Annotated in this window: 16 protein-coding genes and 1 pseudogene; 4 read left to right on the top strand and 13 right to left on the bottom strand. The window is 28.5% G+C overall.

Annotation, left to right across the window (positions count from 1 at the left end; all coding sequences use genetic code 11):
* The first annotated feature begins 172 nt into the window (after positions 1 to 172).
* The 3 genes and pseudogenes from IQC44_RS10200 to IQC44_RS11835 all read left to right on the top strand — a co-directional run bounded on the left by IQC44_RS10200 (position 173) and on the right by IQC44_RS11835 (position 1,042).
* Entirely contained in the window at positions 173 to 346 is a 174-nt protein-coding gene (locus IQC44_RS10200) for an HTH domain-containing protein (RefSeq protein ID WP_198306261.1), read from the top strand.
* 24 nt (positions 347 to 370) lie between these two features.
* A pseudogene (locus IQC44_RS11840) lies at positions 371 to 709 on the top strand (WYL domain-containing protein); the annotation flags it as partial.
* Between the two features lie 15 nt (positions 710 to 724).
* Positions 725 to 1,042, top strand: a complete 318-nt coding sequence (locus IQC44_RS11835; protein ID WP_476726923.1) for a WYL domain-containing protein — start codon at positions 725 to 727, stop codon at positions 1,040 to 1,042.
* Positions 1,043 to 1,050: 8 nt separating this feature from the next.
* Here IQC44_RS11835 and glyS read toward each other — a convergent pair whose 3' ends face one another.
* The 6 genes from glyS to ribA are packed head-to-tail and all read right to left on the bottom strand — an operon-like array spanning position 1,051 to position 4,968.
* Entirely contained in the window at positions 1,051 to 3,066 is a 2,016-nt protein-coding gene (gene glyS / locus IQC44_RS10190) for a glycine--tRNA ligase subunit beta (RefSeq protein ID WP_198306260.1), read from the bottom strand.
* Complete coding sequence (locus tag IQC44_RS10185; RefSeq protein ID WP_198306259.1) at positions 3,059 to 3,211, bottom strand: hypothetical protein; 153 nt, start codon at positions 3,209 to 3,211, stop codon at positions 3,059 to 3,061. Before IQC44_RS10185 ends, glyS begins: the two co-directional genes overlap by 8 nt.
* Positions 3,212 to 3,220: 9 nt before the next feature.
* Complete coding sequence (locus tag IQC44_RS10180) at positions 3,221 to 3,589, bottom strand: hypothetical protein (RefSeq protein ID WP_198306258.1); 369 nt, start codon at positions 3,587 to 3,589, stop codon at positions 3,221 to 3,223.
* Between the two features lies 1 nt (position 3,590).
* Positions 3,591 to 3,812 (bottom strand): PP0621 family protein, encoded by a 222-nt coding sequence (locus IQC44_RS10175; protein WP_198306257.1) that lies wholly within the window; start codon positions 3,810 to 3,812, stop codon positions 3,591 to 3,593.
* A complete protein-coding gene (gene rsmG / locus IQC44_RS10170; protein ID WP_198306256.1) occupies positions 3,803 to 4,396 on the bottom strand; it encodes a 16S rRNA (guanine(527)-N(7))-methyltransferase RsmG in 594 nt (197 codons plus the stop codon). The genes IQC44_RS10175 and rsmG overlap by 10 nt, the downstream gene beginning before the upstream one ends.
* Positions 4,393 to 4,968 carry a GTP cyclohydrolase II gene (gene ribA / locus IQC44_RS10165; RefSeq protein WP_198306255.1) on the bottom strand — a complete coding sequence of 192 codons (576 nt, stop codon included), beginning with the start codon at positions 4,966 to 4,968 and terminating at the stop codon, positions 4,393 to 4,395. Before ribA ends, rsmG begins: the two co-directional genes overlap by 4 nt.
* Before the next feature lie 61 nt (positions 4,969 to 5,029).
* Between ribA and hemB the strand changes: the two genes are divergently transcribed.
* Positions 5,030 to 6,004: a porphobilinogen synthase gene (gene hemB / locus IQC44_RS10160; RefSeq protein WP_198306254.1), complete on the top strand. Its 975-nt coding sequence runs from the start codon at positions 5,030 to 5,032 to the stop codon at positions 6,002 to 6,004.
* A 44-nt stretch (positions 6,005 to 6,048) separates the two neighbouring features.
* On the opposite strand, the gene IQC44_RS10155 is transcribed toward hemB, so the two are convergent.
* The 7 genes from IQC44_RS10155 to IQC44_RS10125 all read right to left on the bottom strand — a co-directional run bounded on the left by IQC44_RS10155 (position 6,049) and on the right by IQC44_RS10125 (position 15,848).
* On the bottom strand, positions 6,049 to 7,596 hold the full coding sequence (locus IQC44_RS10155; protein ID WP_198306253.1) for a sensor domain-containing diguanylate cyclase: 1,548 nt from the start codon (positions 7,594 to 7,596) through the stop codon (positions 6,049 to 6,051).
* A 112-nt stretch (positions 7,597 to 7,708) separates the two neighbouring features.
* Positions 7,709 to 8,689 (bottom strand): diaminopimelate dehydrogenase, encoded by a 981-nt coding sequence (locus IQC44_RS10150; RefSeq protein WP_198306252.1) that lies wholly within the window; start codon positions 8,687 to 8,689, stop codon positions 7,709 to 7,711.
* Positions 8,690 to 8,798: 109 nt separating this feature from the next.
* Complete coding sequence (locus IQC44_RS10145; RefSeq protein WP_228286324.1) at positions 8,799 to 11,336, bottom strand: methyl-accepting chemotaxis protein; 2,538 nt, start codon at positions 11,334 to 11,336, stop codon at positions 8,799 to 8,801.
* A gap of 166 nt (positions 11,337 to 11,502) precedes the next feature.
* Complete coding sequence (gene guaB / locus IQC44_RS10140) at positions 11,503 to 12,948, bottom strand: IMP dehydrogenase (RefSeq protein ID WP_198306251.1); 1,446 nt, start codon at positions 12,946 to 12,948, stop codon at positions 11,503 to 11,505.
* Between the two features lie 19 nt (positions 12,949 to 12,967).
* Complete coding sequence (gene gatA, locus IQC44_RS10135; RefSeq protein ID WP_198306250.1) at positions 12,968 to 14,326, bottom strand: Asp-tRNA(Asn)/Glu-tRNA(Gln) amidotransferase subunit GatA; 1,359 nt, start codon at positions 14,324 to 14,326, stop codon at positions 12,968 to 12,970.
* 158 nt (positions 14,327 to 14,484) lie between these two features.
* Positions 14,485 to 14,835 carry a 50S ribosomal protein L17 gene (rplQ, locus tag IQC44_RS10130; RefSeq protein WP_198306249.1) on the bottom strand — a complete coding sequence of 117 codons (351 nt, stop codon included), beginning with the start codon at positions 14,833 to 14,835 and terminating at the stop codon, positions 14,485 to 14,487.
* A 14-nt stretch (positions 14,836 to 14,849) separates the two neighbouring features.
* Complete coding sequence (locus tag IQC44_RS10125; protein ID WP_198306248.1) at positions 14,850 to 15,848, bottom strand: DNA-directed RNA polymerase subunit alpha; 999 nt, start codon at positions 15,846 to 15,848, stop codon at positions 14,850 to 14,852.
* Between the last annotated feature and the right edge of the window lie 17 nt (positions 15,849 to 15,865).

Raw genomic sequence — 15,865 nt, 5'->3', positions numbered from 1 at the left:
TTTTTAGATTTTATAAGTCCAAATGAATTTGAGAAAAGATACAATGATAATGTTACTAAACCTAAGGTGTTAACTGATTAAAAAAGTGTCTACAGTCTTGGGGTCATTCCATGTCAAATATATTTAAAAGTAAATAAGATATACTAAAATATCATTTTTTTAGGGGAAATTTTTGGATTACGATAAACTAGCAAACAGAATAGGAATAATTCTTACAAAACTTTTTTCAGGAGAAAGAGCAAGTGTTAAAGAGTTAGCAGAGGAGTTTAATACATCTCCAAGAACTATCTATAGAGATATAAAAGAAAGACTTCAATATCTTGATATTTTAAAAGATAGTAATTGAAGACTCTATCTTGATGAGAATTATATAGGAAAGGTTAGTTTTGAGGATATTAGAAACTTTGCACTATTAAGTGGAGTTAAGTCAATATTTCCTAACTTATCAAATGAGTTTATAAAAGATATTTTAAATCATCGTATAAAGACTTTTGAGATAAAAAATAGTGGCTTTGAAAATATTGAGTCAAAGACTGAAAATTTTATAATCATTAGTAATGCAATTGCTAATAATCAAAAGCTACAATTTATTTACAAAGATAAAGAGAAAACTGTAAGCCCTTATAAGCTACAAAATATAAACAATATTTGGTATCTAGCTTGTGATGATGGCTCACAAATACTTAAAACTTATGCTTTTTCAAAAATAGATAATTTAGAGTTAATGGAAGATAAATTCAAGCCACTAAAAAAACTACTTGAAGATTTAAATAGTAGTGATAATTTTATATCAAAAAGTAAAATAGAAGTTCAAATTGAAATTTTAAACAGTGCAAAAGATTATTTTTATAGAAAAGAGGTTTTTAAAAACTTCAAGCTTATCCAAGAACTAGAAAATAGCTTTATAATATCTACAGAAACTAGCTTTGAAGATGAAGTTTTAAACACTGTTAAATACTGGATTCCATACATGAAAATCATATCTCCAAAAAGCCTAAAAGATAGGCTAGATGGGATTTTAAAAGAGTATTTAACAATCTAGTAATTAGACTAGATTGTGATTTCTTTAATATCAGCTATATTTTTAAATCCTAAATATACTTTTGCTATTAAATTTTTTCTATTTGTTTTGATTTTTTCATCTTCGTGATTTACAAAAACTTTCTCAAAAAACTCATCTAGTTTTGTTTTTAAAGAAAATAGAGCTTCAAGCTCTTCTTCATAAGTTTGGAATTTTTTATTAAGAATTTCTACAAAACCATTATATAGATTTTTCTCTTCATCTTGTTCAAATAAGTTCTCTTTCAGCTCTAAAGAAGCATTCAAATCAACATCTTTTACAATATTTGCAACTCTTTTAAATGTTGCACTATACTCTTTGAAGCTATCACTTTCAACTATTGGATTTAAAGCTTCAACTTTTTGTGAAATTTTATAAATATTTGACTCCCCACTAGCTAAAACAGCTTTTAAAACAGTTGGATTTACATCAAAAATTTTATAAAATCTCTCTTCAAAAAACTCATTTAAAACCTTTAAATCAAGATTTTTATACAAGTTTTGAAGTTCAGCGAAAATCTCTTTATAATCAATATTTAATTTATGCTCAATTGCAATTTTTACAACCCCAAAAGCAGCTCTTCTAAGAGCAAATGGGTCTTTCGAACCTGTTGGAATTTTTCCTGCACTAAAAAGTGCCATTAGATTATCTAGCTTATTTGATAGTGCAACAATACTTGAGAAAATATTACTTGGAAGTTCGCTATTTTCTCCACTTGGTAAGTATTGCTCTTTTAGTGCAATGCTTATTTTTTCATCATAATTTTCTATTTTTGAGTAGTAATACCCCATAAGCCCTTGAAGTTCTGTAAACTCATAAACCATTTCACTCATCAAATCAGCTTTACTTAACATTACAGCTTCATTTAGAAGTTCAACTTCTTTTAAATCCAATTTTTGAGCTAAATATGAAGCAATTTTTGCTTCTCTTTCGCATTTATCATAAACTGTTCCTAATCCTTCAACAAAAAGAAGATTTTTTAAGCCATCATTTTTTAAACCATTTTTTATATCGTTTTTATAAAAGAACATGGCATCTGCTAGTCTTGGTCTTAAAACTTTCTCATTTCCAGATATTATATAACCAAAATCATCTGTCAAAGCATTTGAAACTACTACAAAGTTATTTATTAGCTTATCGTCTTTATAAACAGCAAAATATCTTTGATTTTCTTTCATTGAAGTAACTATTACTTCACTTGGAAGCTCCAAAAACTCCTCATCAAACTTTCCAAAAAGTGCAGTTGGATACTCTGTAATTGCCACAACTTCATCTAGCAGTGCCATATCTAGCTCCACTTTTACATTATGTTTATTTTCTATATCACGAATTTGTTTTAAAACTCTCTCTCTTCTTTCATCTTGATAAAGAACCACACCATATTTATCAAGTTTACAAAAATAATCTCCACAATCTGAAAAAGAAAATGGCTCATAAGAGTCCATTCTATGCCCAAAAGATAGATTTGAAGATTTCACTCCAAAAAGCTCTCCATCAATTATTTCATCTCCTTGCATAATAGATAAAAATCGAATTGGTCTTATAAAACTATCACTTCTACTTGCCCATCTCATAGACTTCCCAAAATTTAAAGATGAGATAAACTCATTTACCATAGAGTTCAAAAGCTCTTTTGAAGCAACTCCTGAAATCTGTTTTTTATGGTATAAAACTTCACCTTTTCCAAAATCTTTAAACTCTAGTTCATCTACTTCGACTCCACATTTTTTTGCAAAACCAATAGCAGCTTGAGTAAATGAGCCATCTTTAAAAGCTATACTTTTTGGTGCTCCAATATTTTCCTCAACACTATCTTCTTGTTTAACTGCAAACTCTCTATGCCAAAAAACCATTCTTCTTGGAGTATAAAAAAACTCAAAATTGCATAAAAGCCTATTTTTTTCTAAAATATTACTCCATTTTTTCTCAATATTTCCTAACTCTTGCAAAAATGGAATAGCAGGAAGCTCTTCTGTTCCTATTTCTATTAAAAGTGGTTTAAGCATCGTTTTTTTCCTTATTTTGATTTTTTTCTATCTCTTCTAATTTATCTGTATGTTTTTTTATCTGTTGTCGGTTGAAATTTATAATAAACATAGCAACCATAAATACAAACAAAATTACAACTACGGTATCCAATATCTCTTTCAAAATCTTCCTTTATATAATTTCTTCATAAATAACACCATCTATCTCATAAAGTGCTATATTTTCGAACTCATCGCTACTTTTTATGATAGCTAAAACCTTTGAGTCAAACATATAGTTTTCTGCAATTTTTTGTATCTTTTTTGCTAAATCTTTTTCGCAAACTAAATATTTTGCACCCAAAGAGTTCCCATAAATAGCCTCTTTTACTGAAGATATTCTTACAAAAAAACTTAAATTTTGAGAAAAAGCATATTTTAAAAGCTCTTCATCAAACTTAAAAAATATTAAAGAGTTTGGTTTTGTATTTTTTATCTCTTCTATGTTTGAAACTTTGAAAAACTCTTCAAAAGGTACTATTTTATCTCCTATAATCTTCATTTTAAACCTTTTTTTTATTTAAACAATCTTTTGAGCAAAAAAACTTTCCACTACTTACTATTGCTTCACTTTGAGATACAAAAGTGCCACATGCTGGACACTCTACCATTTCATCTGAGATTAATTTATCATTTTTTTTCGTGCCATCAACTCTTTTGTTTTTAAAAAATATTAAATATATAATAAATCCAATTAATATAACTGAAATAACTTTTAACAACATTCTTTTCCTTTTATATATAAATAGTTTCGCTCATCTTTTGAAACTATTTTATAGTTGTTTAATTTTGCTTCAAGAAGCTCATTTTCTAGCATACTTCCTTTATAAAAAAGATATGAAGTGATAGGTTTTTGCATATTTTTTGTAATATCTAGTAGCAATTTTGTATTTGTTACAGCTCTACTTGTGATTAAATCCACCTTTAAATCTTCCACATTTTCGGCTCTTTTTTGCAAGATTGTAAGATTTTTTAAACCCAAACTTGCCTTTACAAAGTTTAAAAAAGCCACTCTTTTTGCTCTTGGCTCTATTAAATATGCTTTTTTCTCTTTTTGTGCAAGTGCTAAAATAAGCCCTGGATACCCAGCACCAGTTCCTATATCTGCAAAACTCTCAAACTTTTCTATAAATAAAAGTGGATATAAAGAGTCTAAAATATTTTCATATATAGAAGTTTCATCTAATCTTCCACTAAGATTGTGAACTTTTCCCCACTTTTTTAAAAGTTCAATAAATACTTCTATATCTTCATAAAAGCTATCTTCTAGTTTTATATTTTGACTATTTATTAGGTTTTTTAGGCTCAAATTAAGTGTCCCATTTTCTCTTTTTTTGTTTTTAAATACTCTTTATTATAGCAGTTTGGCTCTACTATTGTAGGAATTCGCTCAACTATTTCTATATCCAAACTCTCCAAAAACTCCAGTTTTGCAGGGTTATTTGTAAGAATATTTATCTTTTTTATATTTAAATCTTTTAAAATATACTCAACTATGCTATATTCTCTCTCATCTTCTTTAAATCCAAGTGCCAAATTTGCTTCAATTGTATCTTTTCCACTATCTTGCAAACTATAAGCATTTACCTTGTTTAAAAGCCCGATATTTCGCCCCTCTTGTCTATGATAGATTATCATTCCACCCTGCTTTGCAATATAGCTAATAGCAAGTTCTAGTTGCTTTTGACAATCACACTTTATACTCCCAAAAACATCACCAGTTAGGCACTCTGAATGAATTCTAAGATTTACAACATCTTCACTAGAGAAGTTTTCACTTAATAGTGCTAAATGCTCTTGATTATCTTGTTTATACGCTTTTATTTTAAAATTTCCGTGTTTTGTAGGCAGGTTTGCTAAATTTGATTTAATTATATTCATTTGTTACTTTAAACCTTAACTTGTTAAAATCGCAAGATTATAACCAAAAGAGGTAAATATTATGTTTAAGCGATTTAGAAGATTAAGATTAAATGAAACTTTAAGAAATTTAGTTCAAGAGACAACATTAAGTAAAAATGATTTTATATATCCACTATTTGTAAAAGAAGGAAGTGGTATAAAAGTAGAAGTTTCATCTATGCCAGGTGTATTTCAAATGAGTATTGATGAGATTTTAAAAGAGTGTGAATATTTGCAAAAAATTGGACTTAACTCTATTATACTTTTTGCAATTCCAGACTTAAAAGACTCTGTTGGAAGCGAGTGTTTATGTGATGAGAGCATAATTGCAAGAACAATTAGAGCTATTAAAGAGAAATTTCCAAATATGTTTATAGTAACTGATTTATGTTTTTGTGAATATACAGACCACGGGCATTGTGGAATACTAGATCCTAAAACACAAAGTGTTCACAATGACAAGACTCTGGAGATTTCTAGCCAACAAGCTTTGGTTCAAGCAAGAGCAGGTGCAGATATGATAGCACCAAGCGGAATGATGGACGGAATTATAAAAACTCTAAGAAATACTTTAGATGAAAACGGTTTTGAAAATCTTCCAATAATGGCATACTCTACAAAGTTTGCTAGTGGATATTATGGACCTTTTAGAGATGTGGCTGAATCAACTCCAAGTTTTGGGGATAGAAGAACATATCAAATGGATGTTGCAAATAGACTTGAAGCTATAAATGAATCTATTGAAGATGAAAAAGAGGGAGCTGATATTTTAATGGTAAAACCAGCCTTAGCATTTTTGGATATTGTAAGAGATATTAGAAATGAGACAAAATTGCCACTTTGTGTTTATAATGTAAGTGGTGAGTATGCTATGGTAAAACATGCTGGACTTGCTGGATTAATAGATTATGAAAGAGTTGTAATGGAGACAATGATAGCTTTTAAAAGAGCTGGTGCAAATATTATAATCTCATACCATGCAAAAGAGGTTTGTGAGATTTTAAATAGAGACTAAGTAAGCAATTTTGCTTACTTAAAACTACAAATATTTTTATTAAATTAATTCTCTAAACTTACTTTATTTCTACCACTTTTTTTAGAAATATATAGTGAATTATCAGCTTTTTTTATCAAATCTTTTATCTCTAAATTTTCATTTGGAATATCACAAGAAAGACCTATACTAACAGTTACAACATTTAAAGGCTTTGAGTCTTCATGTAAAATTCCAAGTTGTTCAACTTCTAATCTTAATTTCTCACAAATTAATTTGGCATCATCAATTTTAGTATTTGGTAAAATACAAATAAACTCTTCTCCTCCATATCTTGCAACAAAATCGTGAGATCTATTCAAATTGTCATCTAAAACTCTAGCTACTTTTTTCAAACACTCATCACCAGCTTGATGCCCATATTTATCGTTGTATAATTTAAAATTATCAATATCTATTAGTACAATACTAAGATATTTTTTATTTCTTAAACAATACCTCCACTCTTTATCCATAAATTGCTCAAAATATCTTCTATTTGCTATTTGAGTTAAACTATCTATATATGCATAACTTTCAAGTATTTTTCTCTTCTCTTTTTCTTGTTCTACCTCTTGTTGTCTTAGCAAATATCTTCTTTTTTGTAATAAGTAAAGCCCTATTACAGAGCTTAAAATCAAAATTAAAAGTAGAGCTAAAACTACAAAAATCTCTTTTTTAATGTTTGTATATAAAATATCTATATCTCTACTAACTGTTATATATAAAGGTGTATCAATATCTATTTCTTCTGGTCTTAAAGTATAAAAAGATACCAATCTTTCATCATTTGAAAGATATGACTTACCACTATATACACTAAATAGCTTATTTCCTAATCTATGCTTATAAAAATATGAATCTCCATCATCCAAATTTTTACCTAGAAGTTCTTTATTAAAAGGAGCTACTAAAAATACTGTTCCATCTCCATGAATAATAGTACTTCTCATATCATTTGCATAAAATATTGATTCTAAAATTTTCATCAATTTTAATGGCTCAAAAACAGCTAAAATCATTCCATTAAAATTTCCTTTTTCATCACTTAATATAATAGATAAATTTATAGTCCAAACACCCATAGTCGATTTGTATGGAGAACTAATATATAATTTTTCTCTTGATGAATTAGTTTTGGCATTTATATAATACTCTCTATGTGAGTAATTCAGCCCTATAAGTTCATGTTTATTTGAAGATATTACAGTTGCTTCTTTATTTAATATCAAAAAAGATCTAATAGTTGGAATTACATCTATAAACATTTTTATATGCTCTTCCATATGATTTTTATCTTTATTATTTTCCATATTAAATTCTTCAATACTATTTCTAATAGATAAAAGAGCTTTATAAACTGAATTTATCTCATCAGATATTCTATTATTTACTATTCTAGTTTGTGTAGAGAGTCTTTCTTCCTCATTTTGTACAATCTCTTCATATTGAAAAAATACCAAATATGAAACAAAAATAGATAAAGATATAAGAAAAAATATTAAGAATATCCACTCTATAAAAAAATTTCTAATATCAATATTTAAAAAATAGTTTTGATTTTTTACTCTCAATGTACACACCTTAAAAAAATTATGTAATTATTGTGAAATAGTTCTTAATAATTAATAAAATATGGAAAAAATTTATCAAATAAGAATAAATATGCCCAAGAGGGCAAATTTATTATAAAATTTCAGTTATTAATTCTAATGGAGTTTTAGGAGATAGTAAATTTGGTGCAACATCAAATGCTGTTTTTGCTCCAAAATCACCTTTTAAAGCCATTTTATATGTAGCTCTTGCATAAGCAACTAAAACACTAGCTGTAAACTCTGGATTACTATCTAGTTTTAAAGAGTACTCAACTACTTGATTAACTCCTTTACTACTTACTCCACTTCTTATTACAAATCCACCGTGAGGCATTGTATTGTGGTTTTTATCAAACTCATCTTGACTAATAAAATTTACAGTAGTTTCATAAGGTTCAAAATAATTTGGCATAGTTTTAATCTCATTTTCTACTTTTTTAGCATCAGCTCCATCTTTTAAAACTACAAAACACTCTCTTTTATGTTTATCTTTTGTAGTTAAATTTGGTCTGCTTCCACTTCTAACTTCTTCTATTGCTTTTTGCGATGGAATTGTATATTGAACTCCTGCCTTTACACCTTCAACTCTTCTAATTGCATCAGAGTGTCCTTGACTTAAACCTTTTCCCCAAAAAGTATATGTATCACCATCTGGTAAAAGTGCTTCTCCAAACAATCTATTTATAGAAAACATTCCAGGATCCCAACCAATAGAAATCATTCCGATTTTGTTATTTTTTTGTGCTACTTTATCAACACTTGCAAAATACTCTGGAATCTGTGCATGATTATCATAACTATCAACTATATTAAAATGTTCAACAAATTGTGGTCCTTGAATAGGTAAATCATCTTTTGATCCACCACAAAGAATTAGAACATCAATTTTATCTTTAAATTCTAAAATATTATTTATTGAATAAACTGGAGTGTTTATAGTAGTTACACTTTGAGGGTCTCTTCTTGAAAAAACCGCCACCAAACTCATATCAGGATTTTTTGAAATAGAAAGCTCAACACCTCTTCCTAAATTTCCGTATCCAACAATCGCGACTTTAATTTGATTATTCATGCTAAACGCTCCTTTGAAGTTAATATTTTTTGTGTCATACAAAAAAATCGGGAACGATTTTACTCTTTTTTTTATTTTATGTAACTTAACCATAGAAAAATTCTATGGTTTAGTCTTGTAGTTTTTGGCAGTTTATTTCTCTTATTCTATTTAACATTGTAAATACAATATCAGTATGTTTTTCAATCTCATTTGTAACACTAAATATATCTTTATTTGGTCTTGCTTCTGAGTATAAAACTATTGTATCTTGAACTAATTTATGAACTAAATCATGAGAAGTTATTAAGTCCTTCCACTCTTTTGTTTTTGCAAATTCTTTATTTGAGTTTTCATTTAACCACTTTCCTAAATTACACTCTTTTGAACTTGCAACTGTACAAATATGTCCCTCTTTACAAGCTGCAAAATTATAATTTTTGAAATTTATATGGTCTGATTTTAATCTATTTATTTCAATAATCATACTTCCATCACAAATTCTTTTATGTGCTTCTTTATCAAAGCTTGTTTGATGAATAGTTTCATCTAAATTTACTGCTAATTGTGATGTTTTTGCTGCCATATCATTAATTGTTGTAGCCAAAATTGCATTTTTTTGTGTAGCTTGGTCAAGACTATTTACTGTATCATTTATTTGACTCATAGCTTGTTGTTGCTCTTTACTTGCTGTTGCAACATCATCAATTAATCCAATTGTTGTATCTATATTTGCTTTTAATTCATTAAAGCCATCTATCATATTTGAAGTTATTGTTTTTCCATCTTTTGCTTTTTGTGTAGCAATTTCAACTATTTTTTTAATCTCATTTGCTGCATCTGCACTTCTTGTTGCAAGATTTCTTACTTCTTGAGCAACCACTGCAAATCCTTTTCCTGCTTCTCCAGCTGTTGCTGCTTCAACAGCAGCATTTAAAGAAAGAATATTTGTCTGAAATGCAATATTATCAATAATAGAAATAGCTTCATTTATTTGTAGAACTTCTTTATTAATCTCATCCATAGATTTTTCAGTTTGTCTTGCTAAATCTATTCCTAAATTTGTAGATTTTGTAACATTTTGTGCATATTTTGCCATATTTGAAGCATTATGACTACTTCTACTTATTGTTGAACTAATTTGCTCAATTGCAGCTGCAGTCTCTTCAAGGCTCGCTGCTTGAATGTTTGAAGATTCACTTAAGCTTCTTGAAGCAATAGCCAACTCTTTTGAGCTTGTTGTCAAATCAATAGTAGATTTATCAATTAAACACATAATCTCATTTATACTTGATTGTGTAACTCTAATTCCACTTAATAAAGAGCCTATAAGACCAGTTACATTTGTAATAGTAGGAACTTTATAATCAAATTTTGCTTGAGATAAAGCAACCAAAGATTCACTAACTAAAGTTAAATTTCCTTGAGTTTTTGCAATCATATTATTTATCTCAACAACTAAAGAGTTTACTCTATCTGAATGTGCTTTACCTTTTATACTATCATTAAATAATCCAGCATTTACTTTTTCAATAATATTTTTTGCTTCATCTATTACTTTTTGATCTTCGATTAAGCCTTTTTCTATTGAATCTAAGTAATTATTAAAACTAGTTACAACATCCCCTATTTCATCATTTGAAGTAACTTTTATTCTTGTTGCTTCTGAAGAACTTTTTGTTATTTCATCTATTGTATTTTTAAGATTTAAAATTGGACTTAAAATACTTTTTTTCATTGTAAATAGAGTATTTAGCATTGTAAATAGTAGAGCTAAAGTCAAAATAATTAAAGCTGCATAGATAATATTTGAAGCTTGTGCAATAGAAGCTTCAACATTTTGTATTGGTTCAGCAAGCAAAGCTATACCTAAATTTTTTCCAGTAAAATCTTTAACATCTATATATGTATAAAAATAATTTTTTGAAATTAAGAATTTATCATTTAAAAGTTTAGAAAAATCTATAGTTTTTACATCTTCCATAAAAGCATCATTTCTAAATTTTTGAGAGATTAAATAATTATTTAATTTATCCTCTTCTTTGATTTTAGAAGTTGCTAAACTTGTATCCATCAAAAGTAGAAATGCTCTTTTTTCTTTATCAAAATCACTAGCAACAGAGTTTATTCCCTGCATAAATTCAAGCGATCCTACATGATTTTTATCTTTAAAAATAGGAACAACTGCTCTTAAACTCAAACCATCATTTCCAATCTCAAAACCATTTATAGCTTTTTTATCACTATTTACTTTTACAACACTTGCTCTAAATGAACTTAAATCGTCACCAAAATCACTTGGTTTCCAAGATCTCAAAAAAGAGTGATTATTTGCTGTGTGAATATGAATTTGGATATTTTTAAATGGAGTTTGCTCTTTCATTTTAGAACTCAAACTACTAATAGTTTTCATTGCTAATTCTCTATTTTTAGAGCTTAATGCCTCTTGAAGATTTGAATCATTTGCTATTGAAGTTGCATTTGAAATTCCAACATCAAGTTTTGAACCAATTCTAAGCTCACTTAAAGAGTTCATATTAACTATAACATCATTATAAATCTCATCTCTTAAATCATTTTTATATTTAGTTAATACTAAAAAACCAATAATTAATACAACGACTGTTACAATAACATTTGTTAAGGTAAATTTTCTCCCTATTGTCATATTTGTAATCTCCATTTTAAAAAAATAATAATTATTTTATTAAAATTTATTATAATTCTTTCTTAAAAAAAATTTATTTTTAAAAAATTTAATTTTTATAAAGGTGATTTTGTGAAGATTTAAAAAATTGTTAAAGTGTTAAAAAATGGAAAATTCCATTTTTTAACTATATATGATAATTTGGTGCTTCGTTTGTAATTGTTACATCGTGAACATGAGACTCTTTTAATCCAGCACTAGTTATTTCTACAAACTCTGCTGTTTCTTGGAAAGTTGCTATATCTTTACTTCCTAAATATCCCATAGAGCTTCTTAATCCTCCAACCATTTGATGAATAATATCAGCAATACTTCCTCTATATGCAACTCTTCCTTCAATTCCCTCAGGTACAAGTTTATCAGCAGCTGTTCCTTCTTGGAAATATCTATCTGTACTTCCTTTCGTCATAGCTCCAATACTTCCCATTCCTCTGTATGATTTGAACTTTCTTCCTTGATAAAGTATTACTTCACCTGGACACTCATCTGTTCCAGCTAATGCACTCCCCATCATAACACAACTTGCACCCACAGCTAAAGCTTTTGCAACATCACCAGAATACTTAATTCCACCATCAGCAATAATAGGAGTTCCCGTTTTTTTAGCTTCAATGGCACACTCATCAATAGCACTCATTTGTGGAACTCCAACACCTGCAACAATTCTTGTTGTACAGATACTTCCAGGTCCAATTCCAACTTTAACACCATCAGCTCCACAAGCAATTAAATCTCTTGTAGCTTCAGCAGTTGCAACATTTCCAGCAATAAGTTCAACTTTTAGCTCTTTTTTTATAGCTTTTACAGTATCTAAAATACCTTTTGAGTGTCCATGAGCTGAGTCAAGTACAAGTACATCAACTCCAACAGCAACCAAAGCTCTAGCACGATCTAGTTGATTTACACCAATAGCAGCACCCACTCTTAATCTTCCAAACTCATCTTTACAAGCATTTGGATACTCTCTTTTTTTATTTATATCTTTTATTGTAATAAGCCCTATTAGTTTATTATTATCATCAACTATTGGAAGTTTTTCTATTTTATTTTGGTGCATAATTTCGGCAGCTTCATCCAAAGTTGTACCCTCTTTTGCAGTAACCAATGGCATTTTTGTCATTTTTTCAATTGCTTTAAATCTATAATCTTTTGTAAATCTCATATCTCTATTTGTTAAAATACCAACTAAAATTCCACTATCATCAACAACAGGCACACCTGATATTTTATATGTAGCCATAATATCTTCAGCATCTTGTAAAGTTTGATCTGGTTTTATAGTAATTGGATCAATTATCATTCCAGATTCTGATTTTTTTACTTTTTGACATTGTAAAACTTGTGAATCTATATCCATATTTTTGTGAATTATTCCAATACCACCAAGTCTAGCCATTGCAATTGCAGCTTGATATTCAGTTACAGTATCCATAGCAGCACTTACAAAAGGAACATTTAATTCAATATTTTTAGTAAGTTTTGTTTTTGTACAAACCTCTTTTGGTAAAATCTCTGATTTTGCAGGAACTAGCAACACATCTTCAAAAGTTAAAGCTCTTTTTCTTATTCTCATATCTTTTATCCTATTTATATTATTTCTTATAATTTACAGCTTTTTCCATAGATAAAGCACCATCAAATAAAGTTTGCTCTTCAAAACTATTTGCAATTAATTGAAGTCCTATAGGAAGTCCATTTTTATCTTTTGCAACAGGTAAAGAAATAGCTGGAAGACCTGCAAGATTTACTGAAATTGTATATAAATCTGCTAAATACATCTCTAAAGCACTAGAGTATGAACCAAATTTTGGAGCAGTTGTTGGAGCAACTGGACTTAAAATCAAATCAGCATTTTCAAAAATAGTATCAAATTCAGTTTTTATAATACTTCTAACTTTTTGTGCTTTTGTATAATAAGCATCATAATATCCAGAACTTAAAACAAAAGAACCAACCATAATTCTTTTTTTAACTTCATATCCAAAACCTTCTGTTTTTGTATCTACATACATATCTTTTAGTCCTGAACTATTTGCTCTAAATCCATATCTAACACCATCGTATCTAGCCAAGTTTGCACTTGCTTCTGCTGCAGATATAATATAATATGTTGAAATTATTTTATTTGAATCAATCATATTTGTATGAACAATTTTATGTCCTTGCTCTTCAAGTAGTTTTACAGTTTTATTAAAAGCATCTTTTATATCATCAGAAGCTTGTTCAACAAAATTATCTATTACAGCTATTGTAAATTTCTTATCACTACTTAAATTTGGAACTACTTTTGCATAATCAATATTTGCACTTGTAGAATCTTTTTCATCGTATCCAGCTAAAATATCATATAAAATTGCTGCATCTTCAACATTTTGAGTTATTGGACCACATTGGTCAAGTGAAGATGAGTAAGCTGCTATTCCATATCTACTTACTCTTCCATAAGTTGGCTTCATTCCAACACAACCACAATAAGCAGCAGGTTGTCTAATACTTCCACCTGTATCAGTTCCAAGTGCTGCAATAGCTAGACCAGCAGCCACTGCTGCTGCACTTCCTCCACTACTTCCACCTGGAATTCTACTATTATCAACTGGGTTTAGAGTTTTTCCATGTGTAGAGCTTTCTGTACTGCTTCCCATAGCAAACTCATCCATATTTGTAAGCCCCAAAGGACTTAAACCTGCTTTTTGTAATTTTTCTATAACAGTTGCATTAAAAGGTGCAATATATCCCTTTAAAATACTACTAGAACAAGTTAATTCCCAGCCCTTTACATTTATATTATTTTTTATAGCTATTGGAATACCATTTCCAAAACTATTTATATCTTTATTTTCTAATTGCTCAATATAAGCACCAATATCGCTATTTTTAATTTTTATTTTTAAATCTTCTCTTAATTTTTGTATATCTTCACTATTTAATTTTAGTGCTTCTTTTAGAGTCATAAATTAGTTCTCCTATGTTTTGTAGGTGTAATAAACGGCTGATTATATCAAAAACTTGTTTAAAAAAAGGGTGAGTAGATCTCTTGTTTAAATTTTTTTAAGAAATTATTATATATTTTTTAGGAATAAAAAAGGGATAGTTTCCTATCCCTTGAAGATTAGATGAAAGAGATAAATGCCATTGGAGTAGCATCACCTTTTCTAATTCTAGTTTTAATAATTGAAGTATATCCACCATTTCTACCTTCGTATTTTGGTGCAATTTCATTTATTAATTTTTTAGTAGCTTCTTTACATTGTAATGCAGCAAATACATATCTATGTGTATTTAAATCAGCATTTCTTGCAGATGTTACTAATTTTTCTATATATCTTTTTAACTCTTTTGCTTTTGGAACAGTTGTTTCGATTTTCTCTCTTTCAATAATAGCAATTGCTAAGTTTTTTAACAATGCTTTTCTATGAGCAGAAGTTCTATTTAACTTTCTATATCCGTGCTTATGTCTCATATTAAACCCTTAATTTATGCTTTAAGTTGCTCTAATTTTCTTCTTAATACAGAAGCAACATTCTCTGGAAGTGTATTTTCAACTGGATAACCTAACGACTCTAACTTTTCAGCTATTTCATCATAAGATTTTTTACCTAGATTTTTAATATTTTTAACTTCAACTTCACTCATAAGTACTAGTTCACCTAAATATTTAAGTCCAGCTCTATCTAAAGAGTTGAAACTTCTAGCACTTAAATTTAGTTCTTCAATTCTTTGAACTAACTCTTTAATCTCAACAGACTCATCACCTGAATCGCTTACAGTTACCTCTGATAAATCAAATACTTTGTTAAATACTGACATTTGAGAATACATAACAGAAACTGCTTCTTTAAATGCAGCTATTGGAGTAATTTGTCCATTTGTTAATACTCTAAATACAGCTCTTTCAAAGTTAGGATTATCTTCAACTAACATTTTTTCAATATCGTAAACAACTTTTTTAACAGGTGTAAAGAATGCATCAATTGGTATATAATCAGGCCCAACAATATCTCTAATATCTTCAGAAGGCATATAACCTATACCTTTTTGAATAATAACAGAGAATGTTAAGTTACAATCGCTATTAATTGTTGCTAAGTGTGCATCTTTTGAAACAACATCAACTTCAGAGTTAATTAAATCTTCACCCTTAATATCTCTTGGTCCATTAAATGTATATTCAACAACAACTTGTTTTTTATCACCATTAATTTTAAACTTGATGTTTTTTAAATTAATAACAAAAATAGCTACATCTTCTAACATACCCCTTAATGAGTCAAACTCATGAGTAGCACCCTCTATTTTCACAGCTATTGGAGCATATCCAACAGATGAGCTTAAAAGAAGTCTTCTTAAAGGGTGTGCTAAAGTAATTGCAAAACCATCCTCAAATGGATATGCTGATATTTTAGCCTCATTTTCGCTGATAGCTTCTATCTCAACTTCAGTTGGTAAAAATGGAGTTTCTGCAAATTTTTTCATTAGCTACCTTTTATTTA

It is taken from the genome of Arcobacter vandammei, from assembly GCF_016106035.1.
Lineage (GTDB): Bacteria > Campylobacterota > Campylobacteria > Campylobacterales > Arcobacteraceae > Aliarcobacter > Aliarcobacter vandammei.
The sequence above is the reverse complement of the archived record's forward strand: the minus strand, read 5'-3'. Positions and strand labels throughout refer to the sequence as shown.

What these genes read in the sequence shown, in the direction of transcription:
- IQC44_RS11835 (WP_476726923.1), top strand. Translation starts at nt 725, where the DNA reads ATGGAAGATAAATTCAAGCCACTAAAAAAACTACTTGAAGATTTAAAT.
- glyS (WP_198306260.1), bottom strand. Translation starts at nt 3,066, where the DNA reads ATGCTTAAACCACTTTTAATAGAAATAGGAACAGAAGAGCTTCCTGCT.
- IQC44_RS10180 (WP_198306258.1), bottom strand. Translation starts at nt 3,589, where the DNA reads ATGAAGATTATAGGAGATAAAATAGTACCTTTTGAAGAGTTTTTCAAA.
- IQC44_RS10175 (WP_198306257.1), bottom strand. Translation starts at nt 3,812, where the DNA reads ATGTTGTTAAAAGTTATTTCAGTTATATTAATTGGATTTATTATATAT.
- ribA (WP_198306255.1), bottom strand. Translation starts at nt 4,968, where the DNA reads ATGAATATAATTAAATCAAATTTAGCAAACCTGCCTACAAAACACGGA.
- hemB (WP_198306254.1), top strand. Translation starts at nt 5,030, where the DNA reads ATGTTTAAGCGATTTAGAAGATTAAGATTAAATGAAACTTTAAGAAAT.
- IQC44_RS10150 (WP_198306252.1), bottom strand. Translation starts at nt 8,689, where the DNA reads ATGAATAATCAAATTAAAGTCGCGATTGTTGGATACGGAAATTTAGGA.
- IQC44_RS10145 (WP_228286324.1), bottom strand. Translation starts at nt 11,336, where the DNA reads ATGACAATAGGGAGAAAATTTACCTTAACAAATGTTATTGTAACAGTC.
- guaB (WP_198306251.1), bottom strand. Translation starts at nt 12,948, where the DNA reads ATGAGAATAAGAAAAAGAGCTTTAACTTTTGAAGATGTGTTGCTAGTT.
- gatA (WP_198306250.1), bottom strand. Translation starts at nt 14,326, where the DNA reads ATGACTCTAAAAGAAGCACTAAAATTAAATAGTGAAGATATACAAAAA.
- rplQ (WP_198306249.1), bottom strand. Translation starts at nt 14,835, where the DNA reads ATGAGACATAAGCACGGATATAGAAAGTTAAATAGAACTTCTGCTCAT.
- IQC44_RS10125 (WP_198306248.1), bottom strand. Translation starts at nt 15,848, where the DNA reads ATGAAAAAATTTGCAGAAACTCCATTTTTACCAACTGAAGTTGAGATA.